General features: G+C 59.1%; 13 protein-coding genes and 6 pseudogenes. 13 read left to right on the plus strand and 6 right to left on the minus strand.

What is annotated here, in order from left to right; translation table 11 throughout:
* Nucleotides 1-354: 354 nt before the first annotated feature.
* The 5 genes and pseudogenes from ACVWW1_RS42025 to nodD1 form a co-directional block, all read right to left on the minus strand.
* Nucleotides 355-1,068 carry a MerR family transcriptional regulator gene (locus ACVWW1_RS42025; RefSeq protein WP_429032990.1) on the minus strand — a complete coding sequence of 238 codons (714 nt, stop codon included), beginning with the start codon at nucleotides 1,066-1,068 and terminating at the stop codon, nucleotides 355-357.
* A 121-nt stretch (nucleotides 1,069-1,189) separates the two neighbouring features.
* Nucleotides 1,190-1,399: a hypothetical protein gene (locus tag ACVWW1_RS42030; protein WP_456659938.1), complete on the minus strand. Its 210-nt coding sequence runs from the start codon at nucleotides 1,397-1,399 to the stop codon at nucleotides 1,190-1,192.
* Nucleotides 1,400-2,452: 1,053 nt separating this feature from the next.
* A pseudogene (locus ACVWW1_RS42035) lies at nucleotides 2,453-3,209 on the minus strand (IS5 family transposase).
* Between the two features lie 138 nt (nucleotides 3,210-3,347).
* Nucleotides 3,348-4,312, minus strand: a pseudogene (locus ACVWW1_RS42040) (IS630 family transposase).
* A gap of 73 nt (nucleotides 4,313-4,385) precedes the next feature.
* Nucleotides 4,386-5,330, minus strand: coding sequence for a transcriptional regulator NodD1 (gene nodD1 / locus ACVWW1_RS42045; RefSeq protein ID WP_429032904.1), 945 nt, complete (start codon nucleotides 5,328-5,330; stop codon nucleotides 4,386-4,388).
* A gap of 823 nt (nucleotides 5,331-6,153) precedes the next feature.
* Here nodD1 and ACVWW1_RS42050 point away from each other — a divergent pair.
* From ACVWW1_RS42050 to ACVWW1_RS42110, 13 genes and pseudogenes are all read left to right on the plus strand, one after another.
* Nucleotides 6,154-6,786, plus strand: coding sequence for a NodA family N-acyltransferase (locus ACVWW1_RS42050; protein WP_429032992.1), 633 nt, complete (start codon nucleotides 6,154-6,156; stop codon nucleotides 6,784-6,786).
* Complete coding sequence (gene nodB / locus ACVWW1_RS42055) at nucleotides 6,783-7,442, plus strand: chitooligosaccharide deacetylase NodB (RefSeq protein WP_429032906.1); 660 nt, start codon at nucleotides 6,783-6,785, stop codon at nucleotides 7,440-7,442. Before ACVWW1_RS42050 ends, nodB begins: the two co-directional genes overlap by 4 nt.
* Nucleotides 7,443-7,459: 17 nt before the next feature.
* Nucleotides 7,460-8,836, plus strand: a complete 1,377-nt coding sequence (gene nodC, locus ACVWW1_RS42060; RefSeq protein ID WP_429032909.1) for a chitooligosaccharide synthase NodC — start codon at nucleotides 7,460-7,462, stop codon at nucleotides 8,834-8,836.
* A gap of 11 nt (nucleotides 8,837-8,847) precedes the next feature.
* Complete coding sequence (gene nodS / locus ACVWW1_RS42065; RefSeq protein WP_456659939.1) at nucleotides 8,848-9,477, plus strand: nodulation methyltransferase NodS; 630 nt, start codon at nucleotides 8,848-8,850, stop codon at nucleotides 9,475-9,477.
* A 13-nt stretch (nucleotides 9,478-9,490) separates the two neighbouring features.
* A pseudogene (gene nodU, locus ACVWW1_RS42070) lies at nucleotides 9,491-11,202 on the plus strand (nodulation protein NodU).
* Between the two features lies 1 nt (nucleotide 11,203).
* Nucleotides 11,204-12,125: pseudogene (nodI, locus tag ACVWW1_RS42075) on the plus strand (nodulation factor ABC transporter ATP-binding protein NodI).
* Between the two features lie 3 nt (nucleotides 12,126-12,128).
* The gene (locus ACVWW1_RS42080; RefSeq protein WP_429032921.1) at nucleotides 12,129-12,917 is read left to right on the plus strand and encodes an ABC transporter permease; all 789 of its coding nucleotides are present in this window, start codon (nucleotides 12,129-12,131) and stop codon (nucleotides 12,915-12,917) included.
* A 303-nt stretch (nucleotides 12,918-13,220) separates the two neighbouring features.
* Nucleotides 13,221-15,260: a carbamoyltransferase family protein gene (locus tag ACVWW1_RS42085; protein WP_456660802.1), complete on the plus strand. Its 2,040-nt coding sequence runs from the start codon at nucleotides 13,221-13,223 to the stop codon at nucleotides 15,258-15,260.
* A 54-nt stretch (nucleotides 15,261-15,314) separates the two neighbouring features.
* Entirely contained in the window at nucleotides 15,315-16,430 is a 1,116-nt protein-coding gene (locus ACVWW1_RS42090; protein ID WP_456659940.1) for a nodulation protein NodZ, read from the plus strand.
* 954 nt (nucleotides 16,431-17,384) lie between these two features.
* Complete coding sequence (locus tag ACVWW1_RS42095) at nucleotides 17,385-18,221, plus strand: SDR family NAD(P)-dependent oxidoreductase (RefSeq protein WP_456659941.1); 837 nt, start codon at nucleotides 17,385-17,387, stop codon at nucleotides 18,219-18,221.
* 245 nt (nucleotides 18,222-18,466) lie between these two features.
* Nucleotides 18,467-20,225 (plus strand): annotated as a pseudogene (gene nifA / locus ACVWW1_RS42100) (nif-specific transcriptional activator NifA).
* An 872-nt stretch (nucleotides 20,226-21,097) separates the two neighbouring features.
* A pseudogene (locus ACVWW1_RS42105) lies at nucleotides 21,098-21,935 on the plus strand (electron transfer flavoprotein subunit beta/FixA family protein).
* Between the two features lie 2,008 nt (nucleotides 21,936-23,943).
* Nucleotides 23,944-24,324, plus strand: a complete 381-nt coding sequence (locus tag ACVWW1_RS42110; protein WP_456659942.1) for a hypothetical protein — start codon at nucleotides 23,944-23,946, stop codon at nucleotides 24,322-24,324.
* A gap of 266 nt (nucleotides 24,325-24,590) precedes the next feature.
* Here the strand turns inward: ACVWW1_RS42110 and tcuC are convergent, their stop codons facing one another.
* Nucleotides 24,591-25,943 carry a tricarballylate/proton symporter TcuC gene (gene tcuC / locus ACVWW1_RS42115; RefSeq protein ID WP_456659943.1) on the minus strand — a complete coding sequence of 451 codons (1,353 nt, stop codon included), beginning with the start codon at nucleotides 25,941-25,943 and terminating at the stop codon, nucleotides 24,591-24,593.
* Nucleotides 25,944-26,699 lie beyond the last annotated feature (756 nt).

The following is a 26,699-nucleotide window of genomic DNA, read 5'->3' on the forward strand; positions in this document are numbered from 1 at the left end:
AAACATTGTAGATCTCCCAATGCTCACCTGAAGTGAACCGCCAGCCTTGCGGTCAGACGTGCCTGCAGGTCGATGCGGTCTGCCAAGCGAAGCCATGCGTCAGTTCGGCCAGGCTGCAACCACGGTAGAGCCTACAATCTGACGTTACGTGCGGTTCAAGCCCCTTTTTGAAGGGAGCGTTCGATCAATGCGTCAGGGGAGGGCGGATCGACAGGCCATGGCCGGGAAGATCTGCCCGGTTGAGCCGTAAAACTGCCAGCGGACATCAGAGCCGCCAGATCAATCGACACGTCATCGCGCTTTCATCTTGACCAAGGCCAATCGGCAATCATGTGCGCAGCCAGCGTGAGGCCATCAGTAGGGCTGCTCCTCCAATCCGGCGAGAGCGAGATTGAGATATTGCATCAGGCAGGGATCCCAACCGGCCAGACTGCGGGGGGCACTTAACCGTGCAAGGACCTTCAGGATCGTCGAAACGCGTGAATCGGCTCCGGCGATTTCGGTGATCAGCAAGCGCGCCGCAGCCGCGACAGCCTTTGCGCGCTCGCCGCAAGGAGGCTCGCCCCTATCCATGCAATCACGGAGGTCATCGCGAATCCGTCGCCACCGCTCCTCGCGATCTGCGGCTAACTTGCATGGGCATCGGGACGTCCGACTACGCGCCTCGACCTGGGACATCGCATCCAAAGTGGCAGGCAGCTCATCTACACTTACCTGGATTTCACTGTCTGTCGTCATGTTGCGTATACGATCTCGCAACAGGGTTGCATGAACGACCTGACGTTCAATCCCCTCCAAATGTTTGCGCAGTAGGTCCGTGAGCGAAGCCGTGCCATCCATAGCTTTACGGATCTCGCCAAGTGAGAAGCCAAGCCCACGTAGCGCCCGAATCTGATGAACCCGTTGAACGCTTTCGCGGTCGTACATCCGGTGGCCGCCGTCCGTACGCTCTGAGGCGGCTAGGAGTCCCGTGTGCTCATAGTGATGCAGCGTGCGTACCGTTACTCCGGTCGCCTCCGCAAGTTCGCCAATGCGCCATCGACGCCTTCGTGGTGTAGCTTTGCTCATGTTGTTCAATTTCAAAGCCTACAACCTGACGTGACGTATGATTCAAGCTATTTCAAAGCTCTAGCTGGATCGTCTTCCATTCCAGCGCAAGAGTGGTGACTATCCTCATAATGGCGGGCGATCAACCCTGAGGGGAAATGGCGACCAACAAGGTCATCAGGCCTTGCAGTTGGAAATCGCCAGCCGCTGTACGCTCCAAGATGAGTTTGGCGATCACTGTTCGATTTTCAGGAGTTCGCATCGGTGGCGGTAACGCCGTGACTGCGCCATCAAAAAGGCTTCCCAAGGCGGAGAGTTCTTCGGGATCGAATACACCGCTGTATTGCTCCAACGTTCAGCTCCTTGTTTGTCGTTGCGGCAGGGATAGCGGACGTCGTCAAGGCGTTTGGCCGCGGTGGGGCCAAAAGAAGTCAGACCGGCGGCGCAGCGCAATGAAGATGCGATGCACTCTAAGGTGATGCGACAGGGCAACAGGTGCGTGAATCCTTCGCTTCGAAAGCGCACGGCAATTGTCGTCATCTGCTCAATCGATCAGAACCGCGTTCGCCGTGCGTGATGGTGCGACTCCGGCGAAGCCGAATCGTCTCCGCTCATTAGGAGCACTACTGATTCTGAGAGTTGACGGCGAGCAGCCCGAGCGGGCCCTGGTGTGTGTATCGAGGCTGGTGCGCCCGGAGGCCGGGCAGCAACGTAAAGACCTAGCTTGAGCGAGGCAGCGCGCGCCTCGCGTTCCGTCTCTGCTGCTGGACCCTTTAAAACCAACGGCAACAGTCGGCTTAAGCCGCCGTTCGCACATCAGGCCCGATGCCGACGTGCGAACGAGCTAAACAACGGCAATGATAGCCATCCATGCAGTGAAACTACCGGACCATTATCCAGCAACAATCGGTTCGAGCACAACAAGCCTAAATTGCGCGCATTGAGATACGCGTCCGGATACAAGGTTCGCGCACTTTGCGAGCATCCTTACGGTAACGGCGAGACAGATCTTGCGAAGTCTCTGTCAGTATTCGCTAGTCCCGAAGCGCAGATGGTGGAGCCTCGTCACGCGCGGACCATCGCAAGAACAGCGAGCAAGCGATCGGCTGACCGCCAGTTGCCTGGAAGCCTCCGGGGGCCCTGAAGCTGATCGATCTCGCCGCTCCGGCGACGCTCGCAACACGACCCGGCCAATTTATTGTTGGCAGACCAGCCCCAGTGCGTATCGGGCCAGAGCCGTAAGTTCGCCAATGCGTCCCTGTCCATGGCCGCGTACCGCAGCGTTAGTCACGGCGGGCAGCCTACATCCTGACGCGGTGTGAGGTTCAAGCGGTTTAGTTAGCGAGCCAAACAGGCTCAATTGAGTCTCGATCCTAGAGATCCTTCGACGTGCGCGGCCGCCTTCTCATTTCATCGTCTCGCACGGCGCGAGAGCGGCGAGATGAACAGCGGTCAAGAAATTCCGGGCGAGCTTGTCGTATCGGGTGGCGATTCGCCGGAGGCCCTCGAGCCTGCAAAGCAGCGCTCGATGACATTTCGGCCTTTGTAGGCGCGCTTGTTGAAGCGATGGATGACGACGCGGTTGGATTTGTTGGGAATGACGGGCTTGGCGCCGCGACGCACGATTTCGTCGCGAAGGTTGTCGCTGTCATACCCTTTGTCGGCGAGGAGCGCGCTCATCGGCGGCGCGAGCGCCAAAACATCGAGCGCCGCCGCGGCATCCTGGCCGGGGGGCAGATGCAGGACGACCGGTCGGCAGAGCGGATCGCTTAGCGCATGGATTATTGTCGTGCGGCCCCGCGCGAGCGGCCGATGGCTTGGTTATGCTCTCCCCCTTTTGCGCCGGAGGTACACCGGTGAGCTTTAATCAAGGTCGAGTCGAGCGACAACGCGACGGCATCTTTGCCGGGCTTGGCCAGTGCGTCAGAGATGGTGCACCATCGCCCACGCTTGGCCCAGCGGTTGAAGCGATTGTAGACGGTCGTGTAAGGACCGTATTCGCGAGGGCAATCGCGCCATCGCGCCCCCGACTGCAGCATTTGAGTGATCCCGCTGATGATGCGGCGGTCGTCGTCCCGCTCCGGTCCCTTTAGCCCCGTCGGCAGATGAGGCTCAATACGCGCCCATTGCCTATCATTCAGCCAAAACAAACCCGCGCGCATTCGCTCACCCTCGAATCAAAACGTTCAAGGCAGGCGAATCACGCGGCGCTTATTAGGTACAGACCCTAGTAGTATACCTGCAACGTGCCGAGAGCGGCTCTTGGTAAACCGAGAGCGTTTTCCACTTGATATGGGCCGCTACGCGTATTCGGCATGCGAAAGTAGTTCGCGCACTGCTCGGGGTGCAAATGTTCTGATGAGCGTGCCGATCAGCTTCATCAGCGTTGTCACGGTGCGAGCGGCACCCTTGCGCAGCGCCGTCGTCAGCTTCGAGAATGCCATTTCGATCGGATTGAGGTCCGGCGAGTGGGCCGGCAAATAGCGCACCTTGGCGCCGACCGCTTCGACCGCCTGGCGAACGCCGTCGATCTTGTGGGTGCGCCGGTTATCCATGAAGACAATATCGCCTTTGCGCAGCGTCGGCGCGAGGATCTGCTCAACATAAGCGAGGAACGATGGCCCATCCATCGCGCCGTCAATGACATAAGGCGCCGTCAGGCCATTGATGCGCAACGCGGCAACGAGCGTCAGCGTCTTCCAGTGGCCGTGCGGCACGCTCGCAACGAGACGCTCGCCACGCGGTGAGCGGCCGCGATGTCGGACCATCTTGGTCGTAACCGCCGTCTCGTCGATAAAGACGAGGCGCGGCGCATCAAGCTTGGATTGCTCGACCTTCAGCTCGGCACGCGCTGCAGCGACATCAGGACGATCCTGTTCGGCGGCGTGCAGAGTTTTTTTTGAACGTGATATCGTGGCGTTCGTAGAAGCGCCAGATCGAGGTTCGCGCCGATTTTCAGCCGCTTCTCGGACTTGAGCCGCGCGCGAATCTCTTCGAGCGTCAAGTCCGGCTCCGCTGCGACCAGATCAAGCAGCCATTGGCGATGCGCCTCGAGCGGCGAGCGACTGTGGACCGTGCCGGGTAGTGCCGCGACACTACCCGTTGTCGCCCAGCGCTCGATCCAGCGGATTGCGGTCGAGGCGCCGAGACCGAGCGCTCGCGCCGCTTCCCGTCTGCTCTCGCCGTCCTCGACAAGCGCGACCGCCCGCGCCCTGAGGGTGCCTCGAGTCCCTTCGCCATCGCGTGACCTCGTCGTTGCTGTCAAAGCAACTCGAATCTGATTGGCGCGCCTCTGGGAACCCCCTTACTGTTCCGATCCAGATCAACCGAAAACCGCTCTAGCAGCGCCTGCGATTTGGGGGCTCTTGACGCGCAGAGTCCATGTTGGATGCCTCCTCCAACAATATCCGCCGCATCCAAATGCTCGCTGGATCGGTGTTGTGCAACGTAGGCCACTGCACGGCCTCGGTGAATGCGGGCAGGGGGAGCGGTGGCTCGACGATCCGCAGGGGCATCCGCTTTTCGAAGTATCTGGCGAGCCGTAAGGGCATTGTCCCTATCCGGCAGGTGTCTAACAATATCGGCGGAATCAGGCTAAAGCCCTGCACAACGACCTCAATGCGTCTCTTGAGGCCGTGCTCAAGCAAGAACCATTCTTCGATGTTGGGTCTCAGCGCCCGTCCGAACTTCGCCGTAACGTGCCCCATCGAAATATATTTCTTGAACGTAAGCTGTTGTGGCAGCTGCTTGTTCGTGCGGCATCCCACGCATACGAGGGTCTCGTCGAATAGCGTGGCCTTAGGATGCGCGCTCGACATGAACAATTCCGGCAGAATGAGAAAGTCGACCTCGCCCCGGCGGAGCAGCTCGTCCGGTTCATCGGAAAATGGCAGCAATTCGAAGCGGACTGCGGGAGCTTCCTGTGCGATACGATCCACAATTCTCCGAAAAAAGACGATTGTCATGAAATCGGAGAGAATGATCCTGAAGCGACGGCTCGACTGAATCGGGTCGAAGGCGTCCCGCGAAATGATCGAAAGCTGGATGTGCAGCAGGGCCTCGCGAACCGGTCCCGCAAGGGCCTCTGCGCCAGATGTTGGGACGAGTTCGCGACCCCTCATCGTAAACAGTTCATCGCGGAAATAGGTGCGCAGCCGCGCGACTGCTGCGCTCATAGCGGGCTGGCTCAGGTTAATCTTGCGCGCCGCCGCTGTGAGATTGCGCTCCGTCATCAGAGAATCGAGCGCAACGAGAAGGTTTAGATCGAGTCCCTTGAACCGCATGCTGTGAGTCCATCCATCGTGTGAATGTGTTCTATCGAAAGAATCGATTTTACCAAGTTGCGGGATGTTCGATAGCAAACATCAGTTTGGAAAGGCATACCACGATGGCTGCTGGTCGTTGCGCGGGCTCCGAGAAAAACTCATGGACGTGCGAGCACCTGCCGCATCGGTTTAGGCGGCGGCTATCGGCGCACCATAGGGGTTGCGTGCGTCTTCTCGGTGCGACGAGCGCTCGATGCGACGCTAGGAAGGTCCCGATAAACCATCGTATGTGTATTTCCTTACCCGCGTACACTTGGAAGCGCGCCCAACCTCACCTTAGTGTCGTGACCGGGCGGCAGGCGCGAATTGCGGATGCCAAGTCCATCCGGCGACAGTTCAACTGGCTCGCCTGTCAATCGCATTCGGGGTGTGTCGAAGATGCATAAGAACCAGGTTGATCTGCTGACAATCGGACGCGCCCTCGATGAGGTCTCACGCATCGAAGGCCTGTCCTCAGACTGCGCAGCGTCGATAGCGATCTTGGACGAGGCGGAGCCGTTCCATGCTGCAGATAGGTTCTGGGCAATCCAATCGCCTCGTCGGCCTGTCCTGGCATATCTCCGGCAGGCATTGGATGGGACGATAAGCGCGAACCGTGCGATCAGCTCGTCTATAGCGAAGACGCCATTCCAAGCAGTGTGTTCCGACGCGGTGCTGGCGATGGGAGCGGGCTCCGATGCCGCATGGCCGCGCGTTTCAGTATTGATAGCAGCGGTTCGGCGACTAGCGAGCTCACGTGACCATCTCCGTTGTTGACCTCACTGGCGCAGGGAAGCCCGCCATGAACATTGCCGTATCCCGGACTGCGCAAGCGCCTTCTGCGCGCTCTCAAGTCCAGTGGAGCGTTCGCTGGGAAAGCGAGCTGCGGCTCGCCGATCATGCCGAGCTCGCCGAGTTCTTCCGCAAGAGTTACGGGCCGACCGGTGCTTTCAATGCGCAGCCATTCGAAGGCAACCGAAGTTGGGCCGGTGCAAGGCCAGAGGTCCGCGCGATTGGTTACGACGCGCGCGGGGTGGCTGCTCACATCGGAGCACTCCGACGGTTCATCAAGATTGGTGCGGTCGATCTACTCGTGGCGGAGCTGGGGCTATATGCGGTGCGGCCGGATCTTGAGGGGCTTGGAGTTAGCCACTCAATGCGCGTGATGTATCCTGTGCTGCAAGAGCTTGGGGTCCCATTCGGCTTTGGTACTGTGCGGCCAGCGCTCGAGAAGCATCTTACCCGACTGGTTGGAAGGCGGGGGCTGGCAACCCTCATGTCCGGCATCCGCGTCCGGTCCACGCATCCGGATGTGTATTCCGACTTGTCGCCGATCCGCCTCGAAGAGGTGCTTGTGCTGGTTTTCCCGGTTGGATGCTCACTAAGCGAGTGGCCTGCCGGCACGATCATCGATCGGAACGGGCCTGAGCTGTGAAAGAGATCGTCCCGCTGTCTGCCGTCCGTTGCGACTACGCTGACCTGAGCGGAGGCCGTTCTGTCTATTTGACCTTCGACGATGGGCCAAACCCTTTTTGCACGCCAGAGGTCCTTGACGTGCTCACGCAACATCAGGTGCCGGCGACGTTCTTCGTGATCGGCACGTACGCGGCCGACCGGCCTGAACTCATTCGACGAATGATCGCGGAAGGGCACGAAGTTGCAAACCACACGATGACGCACCCGGATCTGTCGAGATGCGACCCAGCAGAGGTCCACGATGAACTGCTGACGGCGAGTAAGGCGATCCGTTCGGCATGCCCGCAGGCCTCACCCAGGCATATGCGAGCACCCTACGGCATATGGACCCAGCAGGTGCTGACCACAACAGCGAGAGCTGGCCTTGCAGCTGTGCACTGGTCGGTCGATCCGAGAGATTGGTCGCGTCCTGGGATTGATAGGATTGTGCGCTCAGTGCTGGCGGCCGTTCGCCCGGGTGCAATTGTGCTCCTGCACGACGGACATCCTCCTGGCGAGGAGACACCGTGCACTGATGCCGCCCTGCGCGATCAGACGGTGGCGGCGCTTTCATACCTGATCCCGACATTACAACAGCGCGGGTTTGTAATCCGTCCGCTCCCTCAACTTCACTGAACAAAAACTGGCACCCTATGGACCTGCTCGCTACAACCAGCGCTGTCGCTGTTTCGTCTTATGCGCTGCTCTCGACTGTCTACAAGAGCGCGCAAGCGCTTTATGCGCGGCCCGCGAACACCTCATTGCCGCAAGACGATCCGGAACAAGCCGAGCTGGCTCCGCCCAGCGTGGATATCATCGTGCCTTGCTTCAATGAGGATCCAAACACGCTCGCCGAATGTCTGGACTCGCTTGCAAGTCAAGACTACGCGGGAAAACTGAAAGTCTATGTGGTCGACGATGGATCCGCAAATCGCGACCTTGTCGAGCCTGTACACAGCGCCTATGCCAACGATCCGCGGTTCAGCATCATCTTGCTGGCCAGAAACGTTGGAAAGCGCAAGGCGCAGATCGCTGCAATACGCAGCTCATCCGGGGACCTGGTGCTCAACGTCGACTCGGATACGATACTTGCCGCTGACGTCGTCACGAAGCTTGCATTGAAGATGCAAGACCAGGAAATCGGTGCGGCGATGGGCCAGTTGATTGCGAGCAATCGCGGCGAAACCTGGCTGACCAAGCTGATCGACATGGAATACTGGTTGGCGTGCAACGAAGAGCGCGCGGCACAGGCTCGCTTCGGTGCCGTTATGTGCTGCTGTGGTCCATGCGCGATGTATCGTCGCTCTGCGCTCGCTCTGCTGCTTGATCAATACGAAGCGCAATTCTTTCGTGGCAAGCCAAGTGATTTCGGCGAGGACCGCCATCTGACGATCCTCATGCTCAAGGCGGGGTTTCGAACCGAGTATGTACCGGACGCGATCGCGGCAACAGTTGTCCCGGACAGCCTTGGGCCATACCTGCGTCAACAACTCCGCTGGGCACGCAGTACCTTTCGGGACACCTTTCTTGCATTGCGCCTGCTGCCAGAGCTAGATGGCTATCTAACCCTGGACGTTATCGGACAGAATCTCGGTCCCTTGCTTCTCGCCTTAGCATCACTGGCTGCACTCGCCCAGCTTGCAGTCGAAGGGTCGGTGCCCTGGTGGACGGGATTGACAATCGCAGCGATGACGATGGTCCGGTGCAGTGTGGCAGCCTCTCGCGCGGGAGAACTGCGGTTTCTCGGCTTCTCGCTTCACACGCCGATCAACATCTTTCTCCTGCTTCCCCTGAAAGCCTATGCACTTTGTACATTGAGCAATAGCGATTGGCTGTCGCGTACCGTTGTCAACGTGCCGACCGGAGGGGATAAGCAAGCCGTCACGCCGCGCCCGAAAGCTGGACCAGGCCCTGTGAGTACAGGGGGAGTTTCCGGCGCGATTCGTAAGTCGGGGTTTCCCGATCGTCCATCGCGCTTGGCGGCGGCGGAAAGTGTTTGCGGTGACGATCGATCGACTGCCTATAAATAGGTGATGGACTCATGACCCTGCACAAGAACCGTCAGCTACTGGAGCGCGAGTTGGCTGTGGATGATCCATGGCACCTCGACAGCAGTTCGTTCGAGCAGGAACGGTACGCGCAAATGCTCCGGATGTCGTGTTGTAACGGGGATGTTGCGCATGCCCTCGAAGTCGGATGCGCAGCCGGTGCATTCACGGAAATACTGGCGCCGCATTGCCAACGCGTCACGGTGGTCGATGTCATGCCGCAGGCGATTGAGCTAGCGCGCGTGCGGACTAGCAGCCGGTCACATATCACGTGGGTAACCTGCGACATTCAACAGTTCTCGACCGCTGAGCAGTTCGATCTGATCGTCGTCGCCGAGGTACTCTACTATCTCAACGACGTTGCCGAGATGCACGCGGCGGTCTGCAACTTGATGAGCATGCTTGCTCCAAATGGCGCTCTGGTGTTCGGGTCTGCGCGTGATGCCACGTGTCAACACTGGGGTCATGCTGCTGGTGCCGAGACGGTGATTGCTCTCTTCAAGGAACGCCTGTCGGAGGTCGAGCGTCTGCACTGCCATACCGGGTCGGTCAGCGAAGACTGCTTGCTCGTCTTGTTCCGGAATTCGAGTCACTCATCAGAACAATCAAATTTCGGCCATTAGGCCAGGGGGTCGTATGCGCATTTGCGGCATCAAGTTGACACATGACGGGGCGATTGCCGTCGTCGAGGACGGGCGGCTTGTCTTTTGCACCGAGCAAGAGAAGCGCGGCAACAATCCACGCTATCAATCCGTCGACAATCTCGATGCAGTCGTGCTTGCTTTGGCGGAGCACGGCCTGGATCCGCGAGATATTGATCGGTTCGTCATCGACGGCTGGGATGGAGAGATTGAATCGCGATTCCAGGTGCTTAGCGGGGCCGTGCCGATCGCGCTGAAAGGAGCGCCATATGTCGAGCGCCATGCCGGGGGTCTTCTTGATTCGGTCGACGGCTTTGGCCTGATCCTTAGCGACAAGGTGTTTCCCTATAAAAGTTACCCGCACGTCACGGGCCACGTCGCGTCAGCATATAGCACCAGCCCGTTTGCCAGTGCCGGAAAACCGGCGTTCTGTCTGGTCTGGGATGGCTGCATCTTTCCGCGTCTTTACTATGTCGAACCTCGCGGAGCGCGGCTCATTGGATGCCTGTTTCCAATGATCGGTCACGCCTATGCCGCCGCGGGCCTTCACTTCGGGCCCTACCGGCAACCGAGTCGCACCAATTGGGGACTTGGGTATCGCCGGGAAGCTGATGGCTTACATCGCGCTTGGCTCTGTCGACGAAAGCATCGTCGCGGTGTTTCAGGAGCTCTACAAAAAGCGCTTCGCCGCAGACACGGAGCAGGCTCGTCGCTACCGCGCGGACATCAACAATCCGGAAGCGTCACTTGCAGCTATGCACGACTTCTTCGAAGCTAGCGCACTGCGACTGAAGGGCAAGCAAGCGGAGGATGTGCTTGCCTCGTTCCACGTGTTCCTGGAACGCCTTATTGTGCAGGAAATTGCGATGGTTCTGCTGCGGCACTCCTCGCTTCCGGGAGCGCGAAATCTATGTGTAGCCGGTGGGTGCGGCCTCAACATCAAGTGGAATAGTGCGCTTCGCGAGACGGGACTGTTCGATGAAGTGTGGGTGCCGCCTTTCCCGAATGACAGCGGCTCGGCAATCGGTGCTGCTTGCGCAGCGATGGCCGTGCAAAATGGGTTTGGACCACTGGAATGGTCTGTTTAACAGTGGTCCGGCTCTGCAGGCCAGCGAGATTCCGTCGGAATGGGAGGCCGCGCCGTGCAGTCTGCAGGAGCTTGCGGCCATTCTCGCCGACAACAAGCCGGCAATCTTCCTGTCCGGACGCGCCGAGCTTGGACCGCGCGCGTTGGGTGGCAGAAGCATTCTCGCAGCTCCGACGTCCCCGGCAATGAAGGATCATCTCAATGACATCAAGCGTCGCGAGCACTTCCGGCCTGTGGCGCCGATTTGCCTGGAAGATCGGGCGCCAGAGATCTTCAGCCCGGGTACGCCAGATCCTTACATGCTGTTCGATCACCAGACCCGGCCGGAATGGTGCGGCAGGATCCCCGCTGTCGTCCATCTGGACGGCTCTGCGCGGTTACAGACAATCTCCCGCAACTCTCCGCACAAAATCGCCGAGCTTCTCGTTGAATTCGAGCAACTCACGGGCATTCCACTGCTCTGCAACACGAGCGCAAACCTCCACGGGCGTGGATTCTTTCCGGACGCTGCCGCGGCCTGCCAATGGGGACGTGTTGAGCATGTCTGGTGCGACGGCCTGCTCTGGACCAAACCGGTCGTAAGCAAGTCATCGTCGGCTGAACGACTTCTGTCAGCCTAAGGTGAACATGTCCACCTTGGCAATCGAACTTGCCGGCGTCAGAAAGTCGTTTGGCGACAGGATTATCGTCAATGAGCTGTCGTTCTCGGTTGCGCGCGGAGAGTGCTTTGGCCTGCTCGGGCCCAACGGCGCCGGCAAGAGCACGGTCGCGCGTATGCTCCTCGGCATGATCTCGCCGGACGCGGGAAAGATAACGGTACTCAATGAGCCTGTGCCAGCGCGCGCTCGTGTGGCACGCGTGCGCATTGGCGTTGTGCCGCAGTTCGATAACCTTGAACTTGAGTTCACCGTACGAGAGAACCTGCTGGTGTTTGGCCGCTACTTCGGCATGAACGCTCGCAAGATCGAGGCGATCATACCATCGCTGCTCGAGTTCGCGCGCCTCGAAAGCAAGGCGGACGCGCGGGTCTCTGAGCTGTCTGGTGGCATGAAACGGCGGCTGACCCTGGCGCGTGCGCTAATCAATGACCCGCATCTGCTCGTGATGGACGAGCCGACGACTGGTCTGGATCCGCACGCACGCCACCTGATCTGGGAACGCCTGCGAGTGCTGCTTGCGCGTGGCAAGACGATTCTCTTGACGACTCACTTCATGGAAGAAGCCGAGCGCCTGTGCGATCGACTGTGTGTCCTCGAGGGTGGACGCAAGATCGCCGAAGGCAAGCCCGACGCGCTGATCGACGAGCATATTGGTTGCAACGCGATTGAAGTCTATGGCGGCGATCCAAACGAGCTCTGTGAGCTGATCAGGCCCTATGCGCGACACGTCGAAGTGAGCGGTGAGACGCTCTTTTGTTATGCGCCATATCCGGAGCAGGTGCGCGCGCGCCTGCGAGGGCGAGCGGGCCTTCGCATTCTGCAGCGCCCACCGAATCTCGAAGGACGTGTTTTTGCGGCTGACCGGACGCGAGATGGAGAAGTGAGCAATGGGTGAAAGTTATGCGGCGGTGATGCCCGCTAACGCTTACAACTGGATCGCGGTGTGGCGCCGAAACTTCCTGGCGTGGAGGAAAGTCGCACTTGCATCGGTTCTCGGCAACCTCGCGGATCCCATAACCAATCTGTTTGGCCTTGGCTTTGGCCTTGGACTAGTCGTCGGACGCATCGAGGGGACCTCGTATATCGCATTTCTGGCGGCGGGCATGGTCGCGACCAGCGCGATGACTTCAGCTACGTTTGAAACGATGTATGCAGCGTTTGCACGCATGGACGCCAAGCGCACCTGGGAGGCAATCCTGTCAACACAGCTCACGCTTGGCGATATCGTTCTAGGTGAGTTGGTGTGGGCGGCCAGCAAGTCCGTCCTGGCTGGAACAGCGATCGGGATTGTCGCTGCCACGCTCGGTTATGCATCCTGGCCGTCCATTTTCTATGTCATTCCAACAATCGCCCTTACCGGGCTTGTCTTCGCCAGCCTGGCCATGGTCGTCATATCTCTTGCGCCAAGCTACGATTACTTCGTCTTTTACCAGACCCTTATCCTTACGCCCATGGTGTTTTTGTGTGGCGCGGTCTTCCCGATGAGCCAACTGCCCGGCTCATTTCAGCACCTGACCGGCTTGCTGCCGCTCGCACATTCGGTCGACCTCATTCGCCCGGTGATGCTTGAGCGCGGCGCTGGCGGCGCTGGCATGCATGTCGTTGCGCTTTGTCTTTACGCGGTATTGGCTTTCTTCGTGTCGACGGCACTGTTTCGGCGCCGCCTGCTGCGTTGACATGAAGTCCGGAGAAAGCCAGAGAAAATCCAGTTGATGCAGTGTCACGACACCTCATTCGATCGCTTTGAGGCACGCCCGACTGCCACGGCCGCGGCTGCATTGGCCTTCAGGTCTTCGGTCAAGCGACGTCGGCCGCCGTCTGTTCGGTCGATCGGTAGTGCGCCTGTGGCGAGGCGCCGAGACGGACTTTGCTGACCTTGGTCGTGCTGGGTGGTTCGCGCAGCCGAGGGAGCGGGATAATGGAAACTACGCTGGTGGAACGGCAGTTGGCTGTTCTGCCATGATCAGATGGAGAACGAGATGTTGTGCCTCGGAGTGAGTGGCGGTCTTGACAGAATCTATGAAAGCTCGCCTGACCTGCCGAATACGTTTCTACACGATGGCGCTGCGGTTCTTGTCCGGGATGGCCGCGTGATCGCTGCGGTCGAGGAGGAGCGCCTCAATCGGGTCAAGCATTCCAACAAGTTTCCAGGCAATTCGATCCGATACTGTCTCTCCACTGCTGGAGTTGAGCTTGCGGAGATAGACCGTATCGCGTTCTACGCGACTGAAGCTTACTGCAATACCATGCTCGAGCGCCTGTTTGTTTCTCAGCCCGTCACGCTGGATGCCAAACTGTTGCTGCGACAGCTGCTGGCACGGGAATTCGGTGCTGAGATCGATGCGTCGCGGGTTTCCTTCGTTAATCACCACGAAGCGCATGCCGTCAGCGCGTTTGCCATGTCCGGGTTCGAGCGAAGCCTGATTTTTGCGATCGATGGCGGTGGCGATTTTCTTTCGGGTCTATTGGCGGTGGGATCTGGCACCGAAATTACGCAACTTGCAGGCTTTCCCGAGCATAACTCTCTGGGGTTGTTCTATCTCGAGACAATCCGATATCTCGGCTACGGGTTGTTTGACGAGTACAAGGTGATGGGGCTTGCCCCCTACGGTGATCCAGCTTCCTATCGCGAGCTCTTCACGCAGTTCTACGAGTTGCTGGACAACGGTGGCTATCGCGTCCACCTGGATCGAATCGGTCCGGCCCTGCTTCGCAACATCCAGGTCCGGCGAAAGGGAATGCCATTCACACAGCAGCATCGAGACGTCAGCGCTTCGCTGCAGGAAGCCTTGGAGCGCATCGTGTTTCACATCCTGCGGCACTATCGCGAAGCGACGGGAATGACGCGTTTGTGCCTCGCGGGAGGTGTGGCCCACAACTGCACGGTGAACGGCAAGCTGCTTTATTCGGGGCTTTTCGACGACATTTTCGTCCAACCCGCAGCGCACGACGCCGGTTGCGCACTCGGCGCCGCATTGATGATGTCAAACGAGTTGGGCAGTCCAGCGCCGCGCGAGCGACTGCCGCACGTCTATTGGGGACCCGATCTCGGAAGCGAACAAGCCGTAGAAAACGAGCTCAATGCATGGGCGGGGCACCTTGATGTTCAACGTAGTGATGACATAGCGGCCAGTGCGGCCGACTGGATGGCAAATGGCGCTGTGATTGGCTGGGTTCAGGGCCGCTCGGAGTTCGGACCTCGCGCGCTTGGTAATCGCAGCATCCTTGCGGATCCACGGCCAGCGGATAACAAGAACCGAATCAACGCGATGGTCAAAAAGCGTGAGGGCTATCGTCCGTTTGCGCCGTCTGTACTTGAGGAGGATGCGAGCGAGTTCTTTGAGCTTCCAGGCGGCACAAGCGAGCTCCCGTTCATGAACTTCGTGGTTCGCGTGCGTGAAGCCCAGCGTAGCGTGCTCGGTGCGATCACGCACGTTGATGGCACCGCTCGGCTGCAAACAGTATCGCGCAAGACAAATCCGACCTATTGGGATTTGATCAATGCGTTCAAGAAGCGAACCGGAATTCCGGTTCTTCTGAATACGTCCTTTAACAATAATGCCGAGCCGATCGTTGACTCCGTCTCAGATGCGATCGTCACGTTCTTGACGACCGACCTGGACGGACTTGTGGTCGGGCCGTTCCTGGTGAAGAAGCGGACAGCAACGCTGCGGGATTGGAATGCACTGAGCGTTTCATTGCCACCATATGCGTCACTTCATCGTGTTCGGTCTTACACAGCGGGAGATCGTCAGGAAACGGTCAGCGAAATCCGTACGGGACATTCGAGCCGGGATAGTATGCGTATCTCACACGAACTCTTCGAGCTGCTGATGCAGATCGAGGGCAAGGCGTCGCTCGGCACCCTTCTCGACGCAATTGCGCCGGACCAGGCCGACCGTGACGATCTCGTGAAGGAATTGCGGCTCGTGTGGGAGCAGCGGGGCGTGCGGTTGCATCCGCCTGGCGCCGCTTGTGACGGCAGCAATCAAGTATGTCGAGTTAACGTGGCTGAGTAGAAGAACACACGGAAAGCGTCGAGAGATCCGCCGGCATCCCAGGAATCGGCTGCTATGAAGGTTTACCGAAGCAACTCGCCGGCGGCACCGCGATCGCCGACCATGACGTCGGACGAGATGAAACGTGAGATGTCTCCAGGGATGTCTTTGGCCCAACCAGGAGCCCGGAACGAGGTAATGCAGATGCTTGGCGGTTCGATGAACGATCGGTTCGTTATCTCCCGACGACACACGGGATTCGGCGACTGCCTGTGGTCGCTGGCGGCAGCCTGGCGTTTTGCGCAGCGGACCGGGCGGAGCCTGGTCATCGATTGGCGGGGGTCCTGCTATCTCGATCAGCCGTTCATCAATGCCTTTCCAGTGTTCTTCGAACCAGTTGAAGAGATTGCCGGCGTACGGGTGATTTGCGACGATCAGATCAATCAGCGCTCTTTTCCGGGACCATTCTTCCCGGCTTGGTGGAACAAGCCATCGATCGACTGCGTGTATCGGCCGGACGAGCAGATTTTCCGGGAGCGCGACGAACTCGATCAACTGTTCCAAAGTCAGCAAGATAGTGACGCTAATACTGTTGTGTGTGGTGCCTGCCTGATGTGGCGCTGCGATGAAGAAGCAGAGCGAGAAATTTTCCGGAGCATTAAACCGCGATCTGAAATTCAGGCTCGGATTGATGCCGTCTACCGCGAGCACTTTGCGCCGTACAGCGTAATCGGCATTCATGTTCGGCACGGAAACGGCGAGGATATTATGGGGCATGCTCCCTACTGGGCCGACCCGGAGCGCGCCTTGCGACAGGTCTGTGACGCCCTTGATAAGGCCAGGGCGTTACCGCACACAAAACCTGTGAGGGCTTTCCTGTGCACGGACAGCGCGCTCGTCCTTGAGAAGGTTTCGACTATATTTCCTGATGTTTTCACGATCCCAAAACGTTTCCAGGCGCCTCAGGCCGGGCCGTTGCACAGCGCCGCGCTCGGGGCCGAGGGCGGCTTTTCCGCCCTCATCGAGATGTATCTCCTTGCCCGATGCGACACTGTGATTCGCTTCCCGCCGACGAGCGCCTTCACGCGCTATGCGCGCCTCTTTGCGCCGCGCGTGATAGAATTCGATTTGAACGATCCGAGCCGATTGATCTTGATTGAAGAAACCTCGCAAGATCTCGTGGCTGTATGAAAGTTGCAACTTGCGTCATCGACCTGATGGCCGCTCTTTGCATCCAGCAGTAATTTTACTTTGTTTCTGGGCGGCAATTTATTGTTTTGCCCAAACTGACGCTCCGACGCGACGTTCCACTGGAGAAGAGAAAGATGCGGCGGCCGAATGCCGTCCGCTGAAGCACGAACTCGGCAACAGTGGCCTTAACGTGCTGCCACCGGCTAAACAGGTGGAACACGTCTTCGTGTTCACCTCGCGCGGACCCGCAAGTGGACGCTTCTCGGTGGCCAATCGCGAAGTTTCCGAAAAGTTCTCCGTTGAGCCGGCGAGTTCCGTCGCGGCGGCCGGCCACTGCTTGCGGGGACTGGCGCATTCGGGATCGACTATGTGGGGCTAAAATTCGGTACGCCAGTTCGTGGTCGCGAAATCAATCTGCGCGGCGACGTGCCACTGCTGGACACAACAGGCTACAGTGCGGTGAAGTCAGCACCAGTTGCGGGCAAGCTTGAGGCCGAGATGCGCAGCCAAGCGAGTCCCGCGCGACATCCCGAAACTTGAGCGCTAAAAATAAATATTGCTTCCGCAAAGTCGGCTGCGTGATGAAAAGCGCCGACGCGATCCTAACGTACCAAGCTGGTAGCGTCAGGTTTCGATCGCACGCGGAACTAGGCGCGGCGGCTATCCTAACTGCTCGTCGCTCCGACGAGAGCCGCTGTCCATCGCCTCGCTCCTCCGCTCACGCGATCGGGAAAGGGAGCGCTGTAGCCCGATTTTAGCAGAGGCGAGTGGGCTCTTGGCGCTGTGTAGGTGAGGCACCAACGCTGTCCCAAAGCAAACGCACCATGTCTCAAATCGGCCAAGCGTTCCGCGAGCGCGACATTAGGACGCAAAACCGGAGCGCGTTTGTGTGCATCGCGGTGGCTAAATTCCTGCTAGGCGTTTACCAGTGGCGCTACAGGAGAGGAGGCGGGCGTGGATCTCGATCTGCCAAATGACGATCTGGTTGGAGGTCCGCTGCCCAAGACACAGTTGGGGTGTCCCTTTCACGCCGATAAAGCCCGCGTCCATCCGGGAGAACGCAAGGCGATGCTGCTGACCGGGGCATCGCGCGGAATTGGTCATGCCACCGCCAAGCTGTTTTCGGAGGCGGGCTGGCGCATTATTTCTTGCGCGCGCCAATCGTTCGACGGCGAGCGGTGCCCGTGGGAGTCACGGAATGAGGATCATATTGAGGTCGACCTCAGCAACCATCGAATGCTGCCGCGCGTGATCACCCAGGTTAATGAACGCGTGGCGAGCGCACCTCTGCACGCGCCGGTGAATAATGGCGGCATCTCACCGAAAACGCCCAACGGTGACCGGCTGACGTCACTGACGACGTCAACAGAAATCTGGATGCGGGTGTTCCATCTCAATCTGGTGGCTCCGATCCTGCTGGCGCAGGGTTTGTTTGACGAGCTGAAAGCCGCGTCAGGATCGATCGTCAACGTGACTTCGATCCCGGGCTCGCGGGTGCACCCGTTTGCCGGCAGCGCCTATGCGACGTCGAAAGCTGCGCTTGCAAGCCTCACGCGCGAAATGGCCCACGATTATGCACCGCATGGCATTCGCGAGAATGCAATCGCGCCCGGCGAAATCAGGACGGATATGTTGTCGCCCGACACAGAAGCGCGTCTCGTGCCAAACATCCCGCTGCGCAGAGTGGGAACGCCAGATGACGTTGCTAAGGTCACCTTCTTCCTATGTTCGGATGCCGCGAGCTACGTCACGGGGGCCGAGGTCCGGATCAATGGCGGACAACACCTGTGAATTGGCCAGGCCTGGCAATGCAGCTGACTTGAGTTGCAGCAGTTCTACTGCTGACGTCGCGCATCCATTCCGCAAAAAGAATGAACTCAAGGCAATGTCAGTTTACCGTCGTGCCATGAAAAGCTGTTACGCTTCCATGTCATCTCGTCAACACTTGGCGTTAGATCGAGAATGACATGCAAAACGAAGCTCGCAAACCCGAACAAAGTGCCAAGGCGGATGATCAAAACAACGGAGAGCGCCTCATGCTGCATATCGCTTCCGCACGCGAAAGATCCGCATCACAACCGGAGACGGAGCGCGAGCTCTCCATCGAGCCGTTGCGCGAGAGCGCGCTGACCGGCATATTCGAAATTTCGAAAATACTTACGGCTCCTTGCCGGCTTGAAGTCACGTTGGCCAGCGTCGTCGATCTTCTGCAATCGTTCGTGCAGATGCGACACGGCATCGTCTCCCTGTTCGACGATGACGGAATGCCAGAGATTACCGTGGGCGGCGGGTGGAGCGAAGGCAGCGACGAACGCTACCGGATGCGCCTGCCAAAGGCAATCGATCAGATCGTCGCGACGGAGAGGCCTCTTGTCGCCGAGAATGTGGTAGCCGAGCCGGCATTCAGCGCAGCGGACCTCGAAGTGCTCGGCGCCTCCGATAATATGCCAGTGTCGTTCATCGGGGTTCCAATCCGCATCGACCCGAAGGTCGTAGGTACGCTGACAGTCGACCGTATCCGGGACGACAAATCGAGTCTGCGGCTCGATCACGATGCGCGGCTGCTCGCCATGGTCGCCAATCTGGTGGGACAGACAGTGAAGCTGCATCGCCTGTGCGGTTGCGACCGCGAGCGACTGATGGCGGAGAAGGGACCGGCCACAAAAGCAATTATTTGAGCTTAGGCAGCCTGCGCGGGAGCGTAAGAAGCTACACGCCCATGGCATCATTGGCGATAGCCCCGCGCTGCGTGGGCTGCTCGAGAAGATCGCGATCATAGCCAAATCGAACAGCACGGTCCTGCTGCGCGGCGAGTCCGGCACCGGAAAGGAACTCGCAGCCAAAGCCATTCACGAATCATCGTCTCGCGCCAAGCGGCCCTTCGTCAAGCTGAATTGCGCGGCACTGCCTGAGACGGTCCTGGAGTCCGAATTATTTGGTCATGAGAAAGGCGCCTTTACCGGCGCGTTCAGCTCGCGCAAGGGGCGCTTCGAGCTCGCTGACAAAGGGACGCTATTTCTTGACGAGATCGGCGAGATCTCGGCGCCGTTTCAGGCGAAGTTGCTGCGAGTCCTGCAAGAGCAGGAGTTCGAACGCGTGGGCAGCAACCAGACCATCAAGATCGATGTTCGTATCATAGCGGCGACCAACAAGAAAACCTTGAAGAGGCCGTGGTAAGGAGCGAGTTCCGCGCAGACCTTTACTATCGGATTAACGTCGTTCCCTTGCTCCTGCCACCGCTGCGCGAAAGGCGCAGTGATATTCCGCTGCTGGCCAGCGAATTCCTCAGGAATTTCAACAATAAGAACGGACGCACGCTGACGTTGGAGGCGAGTGCGATTGATGTGCTGATGAACTGCGGCTTTCCAGGCAATGTCCGCGAGCTCGAAAACTGCATTGAGCGCACAGCGACGCTGTCCGCCGGACCATCAATCGTGAGAAATGACTTTGCTTGTTGCCACGGCCAGTGCTTTTCCGCGACATTATGGAAAAGTACATCGGACAAGATGATAATGCCGCCCGTACCGAGCATGCCGGTGCCCGCGAGGTCCATCACTCCGCTATCTGAAGCGACCGCGCCGAGTCCGATCGTCGGCAGCGAATTGGCCTCACTGACTCCTCCTCCCGGCACAGCCCTCGTAGGTGGCGCGAAGATGGGCCGATCGCGAGCGGGTCATTGCGGCCATGGAAAAATCTGGTTGGGTGCAGGCAAAGGCAGCGCGCTTGCTGGGACTAACGCCGCGCCAGATTGGCTATGCGCTGAGGAAATACGGAATCGAGATCAAGCGATTCTGAACGCAAGGGCCAGCGCGGTCGAAGCTGCGACCATCACAGTTGAGGCGAATAGCTGTGAGGGGACATCTTGGCTGGCTTGCGTGCGTCCAATTTCATCGATCTGGATGGGACGATTCGCCCCACGGCGTCGCCTTGGGTGCGAGCGGAACGATCCCGCCCGGGTCGCGGTTGCGACGCGAGTTGAGTTGGCTTGGCAAGAGGTGGGGCTTGTTGGCCACGACTGCAGAGATCACCACGAGACGGTCCAGGAGTGCTAACGGATGGCCCCCTGACCGACACCAACCGACGTATCAAGGAAATTCGTCGATCGACCTCGGATTGGTGAGTGGCAATACTCATGCTGCCTTCGTCTTCGGTTCTATGCGGATCGAGGCGGCCAGTGCCGGCGGCTTGAAATGTGGACGGCACCACCGTTGAGCAACCGCGCCCCCAGCGTCGCCTCTGTCGTCTGGTTACGAACGTTCTTGAGCGCGAGCATCGCTGGCGCGGCCGCGATCGAATCTGTCTTTGTCCAAATTTGTTCTCAGGTTGCGCCCGCCTCACGACGTTTCTTTCGCTTGACAGGCCAGACGGCCTGACGCCGATGCCAGGTGCGCTTCGTTCGCCATCAACCGATCCGCCGCCGCTCGTGATGAACGACGGTAATCTGCCGCGAGATATCCTGGCGTCACTCGGCTGACGTGCCCGGCGGAACGGCGCTGTCGCAGCCCCGACGCGTGTCGGTCGGTATTCGCTCGTCACGAACACCGGGCGAGGGCGCCGTATCGGTTTCGTCCAAGCCTCTGTAGTAGCCAGCGGATTCCAAAGTGGGCCGGGATGGTACAATACTTGCTGGTTCTCTTCGCAACTGTCGCAACTTTTGGAGCAACTCCGTGCACAATGTCGTCTGCATCAAACAGGTTCCCGACTCTGCGCAGATCCGCGTGCACCCCGTGACCAATACGATCATGCGTCAGGGCGTGCCGACCATCATCAACCCATATGACCTTTTCGCGCTCGAGGCCGCGCTGGAGCTGCGCGATCGGTTCGGGGGCGAAATAACCGTGCTTACAATGGGCCCGCCATCGGCGGAAGACTCTTTGAGAAAGGCGCTGACCTACGGCGCCGATCGCGCCGTACTGCTCACCGATCGTTGCTTTGCGGGCTCCGACACCCTGGCCACGACGTATGCACTGGCAACAGCCATCCGAAAAATTGGTAAGGAATATGGCCCGACAAACCTCATCTTCACCGGCAAGCAGACCATCGACGGTGATACCGCGCAGGTTGGGCCCGGCATCGCAAAGCGGCTGGGCGTGCTGCAGCTAACCTACGTCGCCAAGGTCAGATCGCTGGATCTCGCCGCACGTACAATTGAAGCGGGAACGACGCTCCGAAGGTGGTGTCCAGGTGCTGCACACGAGGCTGCCCTGTCTCATCACCATGCTGGAGGCGACAAACCAGATCCGGCGCGGCGCGATGGCGGATGCCTTACGTGCCGCACGTGCGCCAATCGTGAAATGGAGCGCGCACGATGCCGGCGTCGAGGACGTCTCCAAATGCGGTCTCAAGGGCTCGCCAACCGTCGTCAAGCGAGTGTTCGCTCCCTCTGCGCGCGCTGAGAAAGCGGCGCTTGTCGAGGCAGCAGGGCAACCGGCGCAGGCGTTGATAGACGCTATCTTCACACACCAACCCAAGCTCGAAGCCGACCTTGCGGCGTCAAGTTCGTGATGCTTGATCTGGAGAGCCATGCCGACGACAAATCAAAGCGATCGAAGGATGCGCCATCCCGACAGGCAGATGCGCGTTATGCGCCCCGAAGCGGCTCAGGCTGGACTTGCCGGTTACGCCAGTACGAACAGCCAGGATGATCCGACCATCGTTTCACGGAGCCAGGAAAGACGCTCCGCGAATTTGTTTCGCGCATGGTCTTCAACGTGCTTTGCGGCAACACGGATAATCAAATCACGCAGCCTTCCGGCAGGGCCCGAATCTGAAACTTCCACCGGCCTGTGATACCGGTCAGCAAAGTCGCGCAAGGGAGCGAGGCGACGCAAGCGATGCTTGTTTGGAGCCCGGACTGACACAGCCAAATTGCGTCTTGCCTTAAGTTCGCCCCGTCGTTTTTTTCGACGAGGTCGAAGGATAGCGGCCGCTATGGACCCTGTCGGCTAGATCGCGAAGATTAGCTTCGAGGTCTGGCCCGTAGGATTCCACTGTCACCCCGTCTACCCCGGGCGCCGCCTGCCGCCGCAGCCGTCGATACGCCCTTTCGAGCGCAGCGACGTCAACGTGGTGCAGCAGCGCCGTGAACCTGGTCTGGCGCGACCGTTTGGCCGCCTCATTCACCCTGGTGAGATTGGCTGGCGGGATGACCCGGCTCTGTGTCCGGTCCCGTGCCTGCTCACCGGAGTTTCCCATCAGTCGGGGCCTTCCCTCCGGTCGACTCGTTGCCTTCGCCGCCATCGACAGTACTACGCCCCGATCCGCCACCCTGCCGTGCCTGAGGAAGCTTCTGCTTTTCGCTCGACCAATTCCCCCTCCGGTGACGAGCCGGAGCACACGACAGGGGTTCTCAGGTTCCCATGATTTCTGTGCGCGCGTGATGTGGTCTCCGACCCCGGCGGCCCAGAACCTGCTCGCCTCTAGCGCAGATCCCGGTGTTGCCTTCGACTTTTGAAGCAGCCTCGGCGACCGCGACGATCCCATTACGTGGCCCAATACACACCCTGCACGCTTGCTGTCTACGCTTGGTCCTGCCGTTACCGGTTCGGACTCAAGACTTGCTACGAGGCGTCTGGCTAAGACTTACCTCGGCAGAACTTTCATCCGCTAGACATCATGAGCTTCTCCTGACGCACTTCAAATCCTGGACACGCAACCACCGACACCGGCATTTGTTGATGATGGGTATCTGAGGAGCGAGCGCTGATCCCGGAGTGTATTCAGCTTGGAAGTCGCCGGAGTCCTTAGCGTACTCAACAGCCAATCCGACATTTTGCAGCCTTCCGGTCGATTGAGATCATCTCGTCTGGCAGGAGCGTTTCCGCGCTTATGACGAAGGACGGCTTGTAGTCCAACGCTAGCGCGCTAGGCTTCGCCTCATCGTCCCTGACGCGCAATCACTAGAATTGCCGCTTCGTACGGCAGTGCGCGAATCCGAATTTTGGAGCTTCGCTGCTTGCATCGAACAGGCTCGGTCGTACGGACAATTAACGACTCAGCTTTATCTCATGGGCATGGTGATCCAGCTAGGCAAGCTACTGCTTCAAGGTGGGATGCGCGTACTGGCCGCGAGCCTGGCGACCGCGTGTATCGCCGGCCTGCTCTACTTCGTTGCAACCTATGTTCAATCCGAAAAGCGAACGGCTGCCGTAGCGTCGTCAAAGCCAAGCTGCCTGCCCAGCCACTGCCGAGCGAAAGCGCCGGGCGGTCGATGATCGTCCGAGATCTACGCTAAAAATCATTCGCGTAAGGCTGCGCCCAACGAGCTGCCATTTCCTTGCGATCGAATCTGCCCCCATTCCAAGCACTGGCGCGCGATGATGCTGTCGAGGCCCGGGGCTTCATCCCCACTGAATGCAGTTCAGTGTGTTCATGCCTGCGGCAATCCGACACACTGCGACAGGTCAACCGTCATCAACAGCGCGGGGACTAACCTTTTAGCGTGGCTGGTCTGACCGCAGTGGGAAAAGGCTGCGCAGCCGCCGCAGCCGAACACCTTATATGGAACGTCTCCATGTCCGACACCCATACCCGCGACCCCTCGTGGAAAACCGATTTGATCTGGCACTATTTCCACACCGTCACTACGCCGGCCAAGGCGCCCGCCTATCGCAAGTTCTACAGCAAACAAGACCCCAGCGACGAATTGGACAACCGCCATCGCGTCTATGAAATGCTGGTGGATGAGCCGCTGCACACCCATCCTACCCTGTCAACGACCTCGACGGACGAGTCGATGGAAAAATACAAGAAGAGCAAGCTGCCGTGGAACAAGAACAATGGCGGATTCCTCAAGGCGGTGAACAATGAATATTGGTGCGGTTCGATCGGTCGAAGCCATGGCGGTCGCGGTTCATCAATGAAGAGATCAAGCATCGCTGGGGGTCGTCTGTGATGAAGCGGCGCCTGGACAAGGGACCGCAATTTGCTCTGACGCCGTCAGTTTCCTCAATCCTGACGTCTATCCAGGCGCGGCTCAGGCTGTCACCCGGCCTGGTCAGCTGGTCCATCGCGGACCAGCCGCATCGACAAGCAGTTGGCTTATGGATTTAGAGCACAATACTGCACAAGCGTATGGTCGTGTTCACAGGCGTCGAGACCACAGCTTCGCACGTGGTCGTGACGACGAAGATGGAGCACGTCTGCAGCCGGATCATCATGCTAGCGCGATGCGGTTTGCACGCCCAAGGGGCTATCATGCGGTTCAGGGCGCGAAGGCACCGCAGCTCTGGATGGCTTGGCGGTCCCCCGATAGATAGTCAGTGCCGCGATGATGCCGAGCGCGGCTGCAAACATCAGCCAAAATCCGGGTGAAGCCTTGTCGTTGGTGCGCTCAATGAGCCAGGTCGAGGCCAGTGGCGTAAAGGTACCAAACAAGGCGGCCGCGAGGGCGAAGGCCAGCGAAAAGCAGGTTGTGCGCACATGCGCAGGCACGACCTCAACCAGGGCACCCAGCATAGTTCCGCTATAGGTACCAAAATAGAACGAGAACATCATCGCGACCGCCAGCATCTTGCCGAAAGTGGGAGCGCTTACCAGCCAGTTCAAAGCCGGATACGCGGTCACCAACGCAAGCCCGGCAATGGTGAGCAGAACTGGCTTGCGACCGATACGGTCGGAGACGGCGCCGCCAATTGGATTCCAGATGAAGTTGGTCAGGGCGACCAGGAGCGTCACCAAGAGGGCGTCCTGGCCAGACAGCTTCAAGACGGTCTTGCCGAACGTGGGCGTGTAAACCGTGACGAAATAAAAGGTCGTTGTGGTCAGGGTCGCCATCATCATCCCGAGGACGACAGTGCGCCAGTTGACCAGCGCCGAGGCAAAGATCTCGCGGGCCTTGGGATGCTTCTTCATCGCCAGAAACTCCGGGGTTTCCTCCAGTGTTCGACGAAGAAAGAAGATAAGCGGGATGATAAGGCAGCCGAGAAAGAACGGAATGCGCCACCCCCAGGAGGCCACGGTTTCCGCCGGCATCGATTCGTTCAGCAGGTAGCCCACGGTCGCCGCGACAAAGATCGCGACCTGCTGGCTGGACGATTGAAACGAGGTATAGAGCCCGCGATTGCCCGGGGTTGCGATCTCCGCAAGGTAGACCGAAACGCCGCCGACCTCGACGCCGGCAGAAAAACCCTGCAACAGCCGTCCGGCCAGAACGACAATCGGGGCGGCAATGCCGATTGTCGCATAACCGGGACAAAAGGCGATGATCACAGTGCCAATCGCCATGATCGATAGTGTGATGATCAGGCCTTTTCGCCGGCCGATCTGGTCGATATAGGCCCCCAGGACGACCGCGCCTACTGGACGCATTAAGGCGCCCAGCCAGAACACGCCGAAGGTGTTGAGCAACGAGACGGTTTCGCTCCCCGATGGGAAGAAGGCTTGTCCGATGGCGCTGGCGTAAAAGCCAAACAGGAAAAAGTCGAACTGCTCGAGGAAATTGCCGCTGGTCGCACGCAGGATCGCGTTGATGCGCGATTTAACCGTCCCGTGCTGAATCAACGTTTGTGACACGCGAGTTTCCTTCCCGTCAAAAATGGCCGGTTGCGGAAAACCTCACGCCAGCCCAATTGCATCAGGCCGTGACTTTGTCGTTGGAGACATTACCGACCGACCGGAAGGCGCCTGATCTTTTCGGCATATTTTTGGCGACAGCCAATCGGTGCACAGATTTCAGGATTTGTTCGCGGAGCAACCAGCTCTTCTCACCATCAATCGCCGCAAATTCCCTCTACTTCAGATTAAACTTGACGGCGCCTGAGGTTCTTCTTTCGCCAACTCATGGCCAGCTATCAGGCATGCTCGAGCAAGCTCCGCGATCAATTCCGTATGCCCCTCGTGAGCAGGGGCTGCACTTCTTCTTCCCTGTTTGCTTTCCCACAGTCACGCAAATCCTGTCAGGCTCGATACACTGCAATGACGAGTCGGCGCGAATGTTTTTATCAAGGTAATTCAATAGCTTAAGGACTGAGGCCAGGTTTGGCACGGCGATTGCTGGAAAGGTACAGGAACACGGGGGCGGACGAGTGGACGCAGAACGCGCAAGAACCAGCGGCGGTCTTTTCGAGACTCTCGTGCCGGCCAGCTGCCGACAATCTCGCGCAGATGACGGCCGAAGGCCCCAAGAGCCCGGCAGATGCGATTCGTTCCGGCCTTCGCGTACCAGGCTCGCAGAGAGCCATGAACCGGCAGTGAGCAGCAACCGCGAGGGCTTGATCCATTTCACGACGGGTCCCCAGCGGCAAGCGCTCGCGCGATCAGATATCCCAT

The sequence above is a fragment of the Bradyrhizobium sp. JR3.5 genome, from assembly GCF_054057015.1.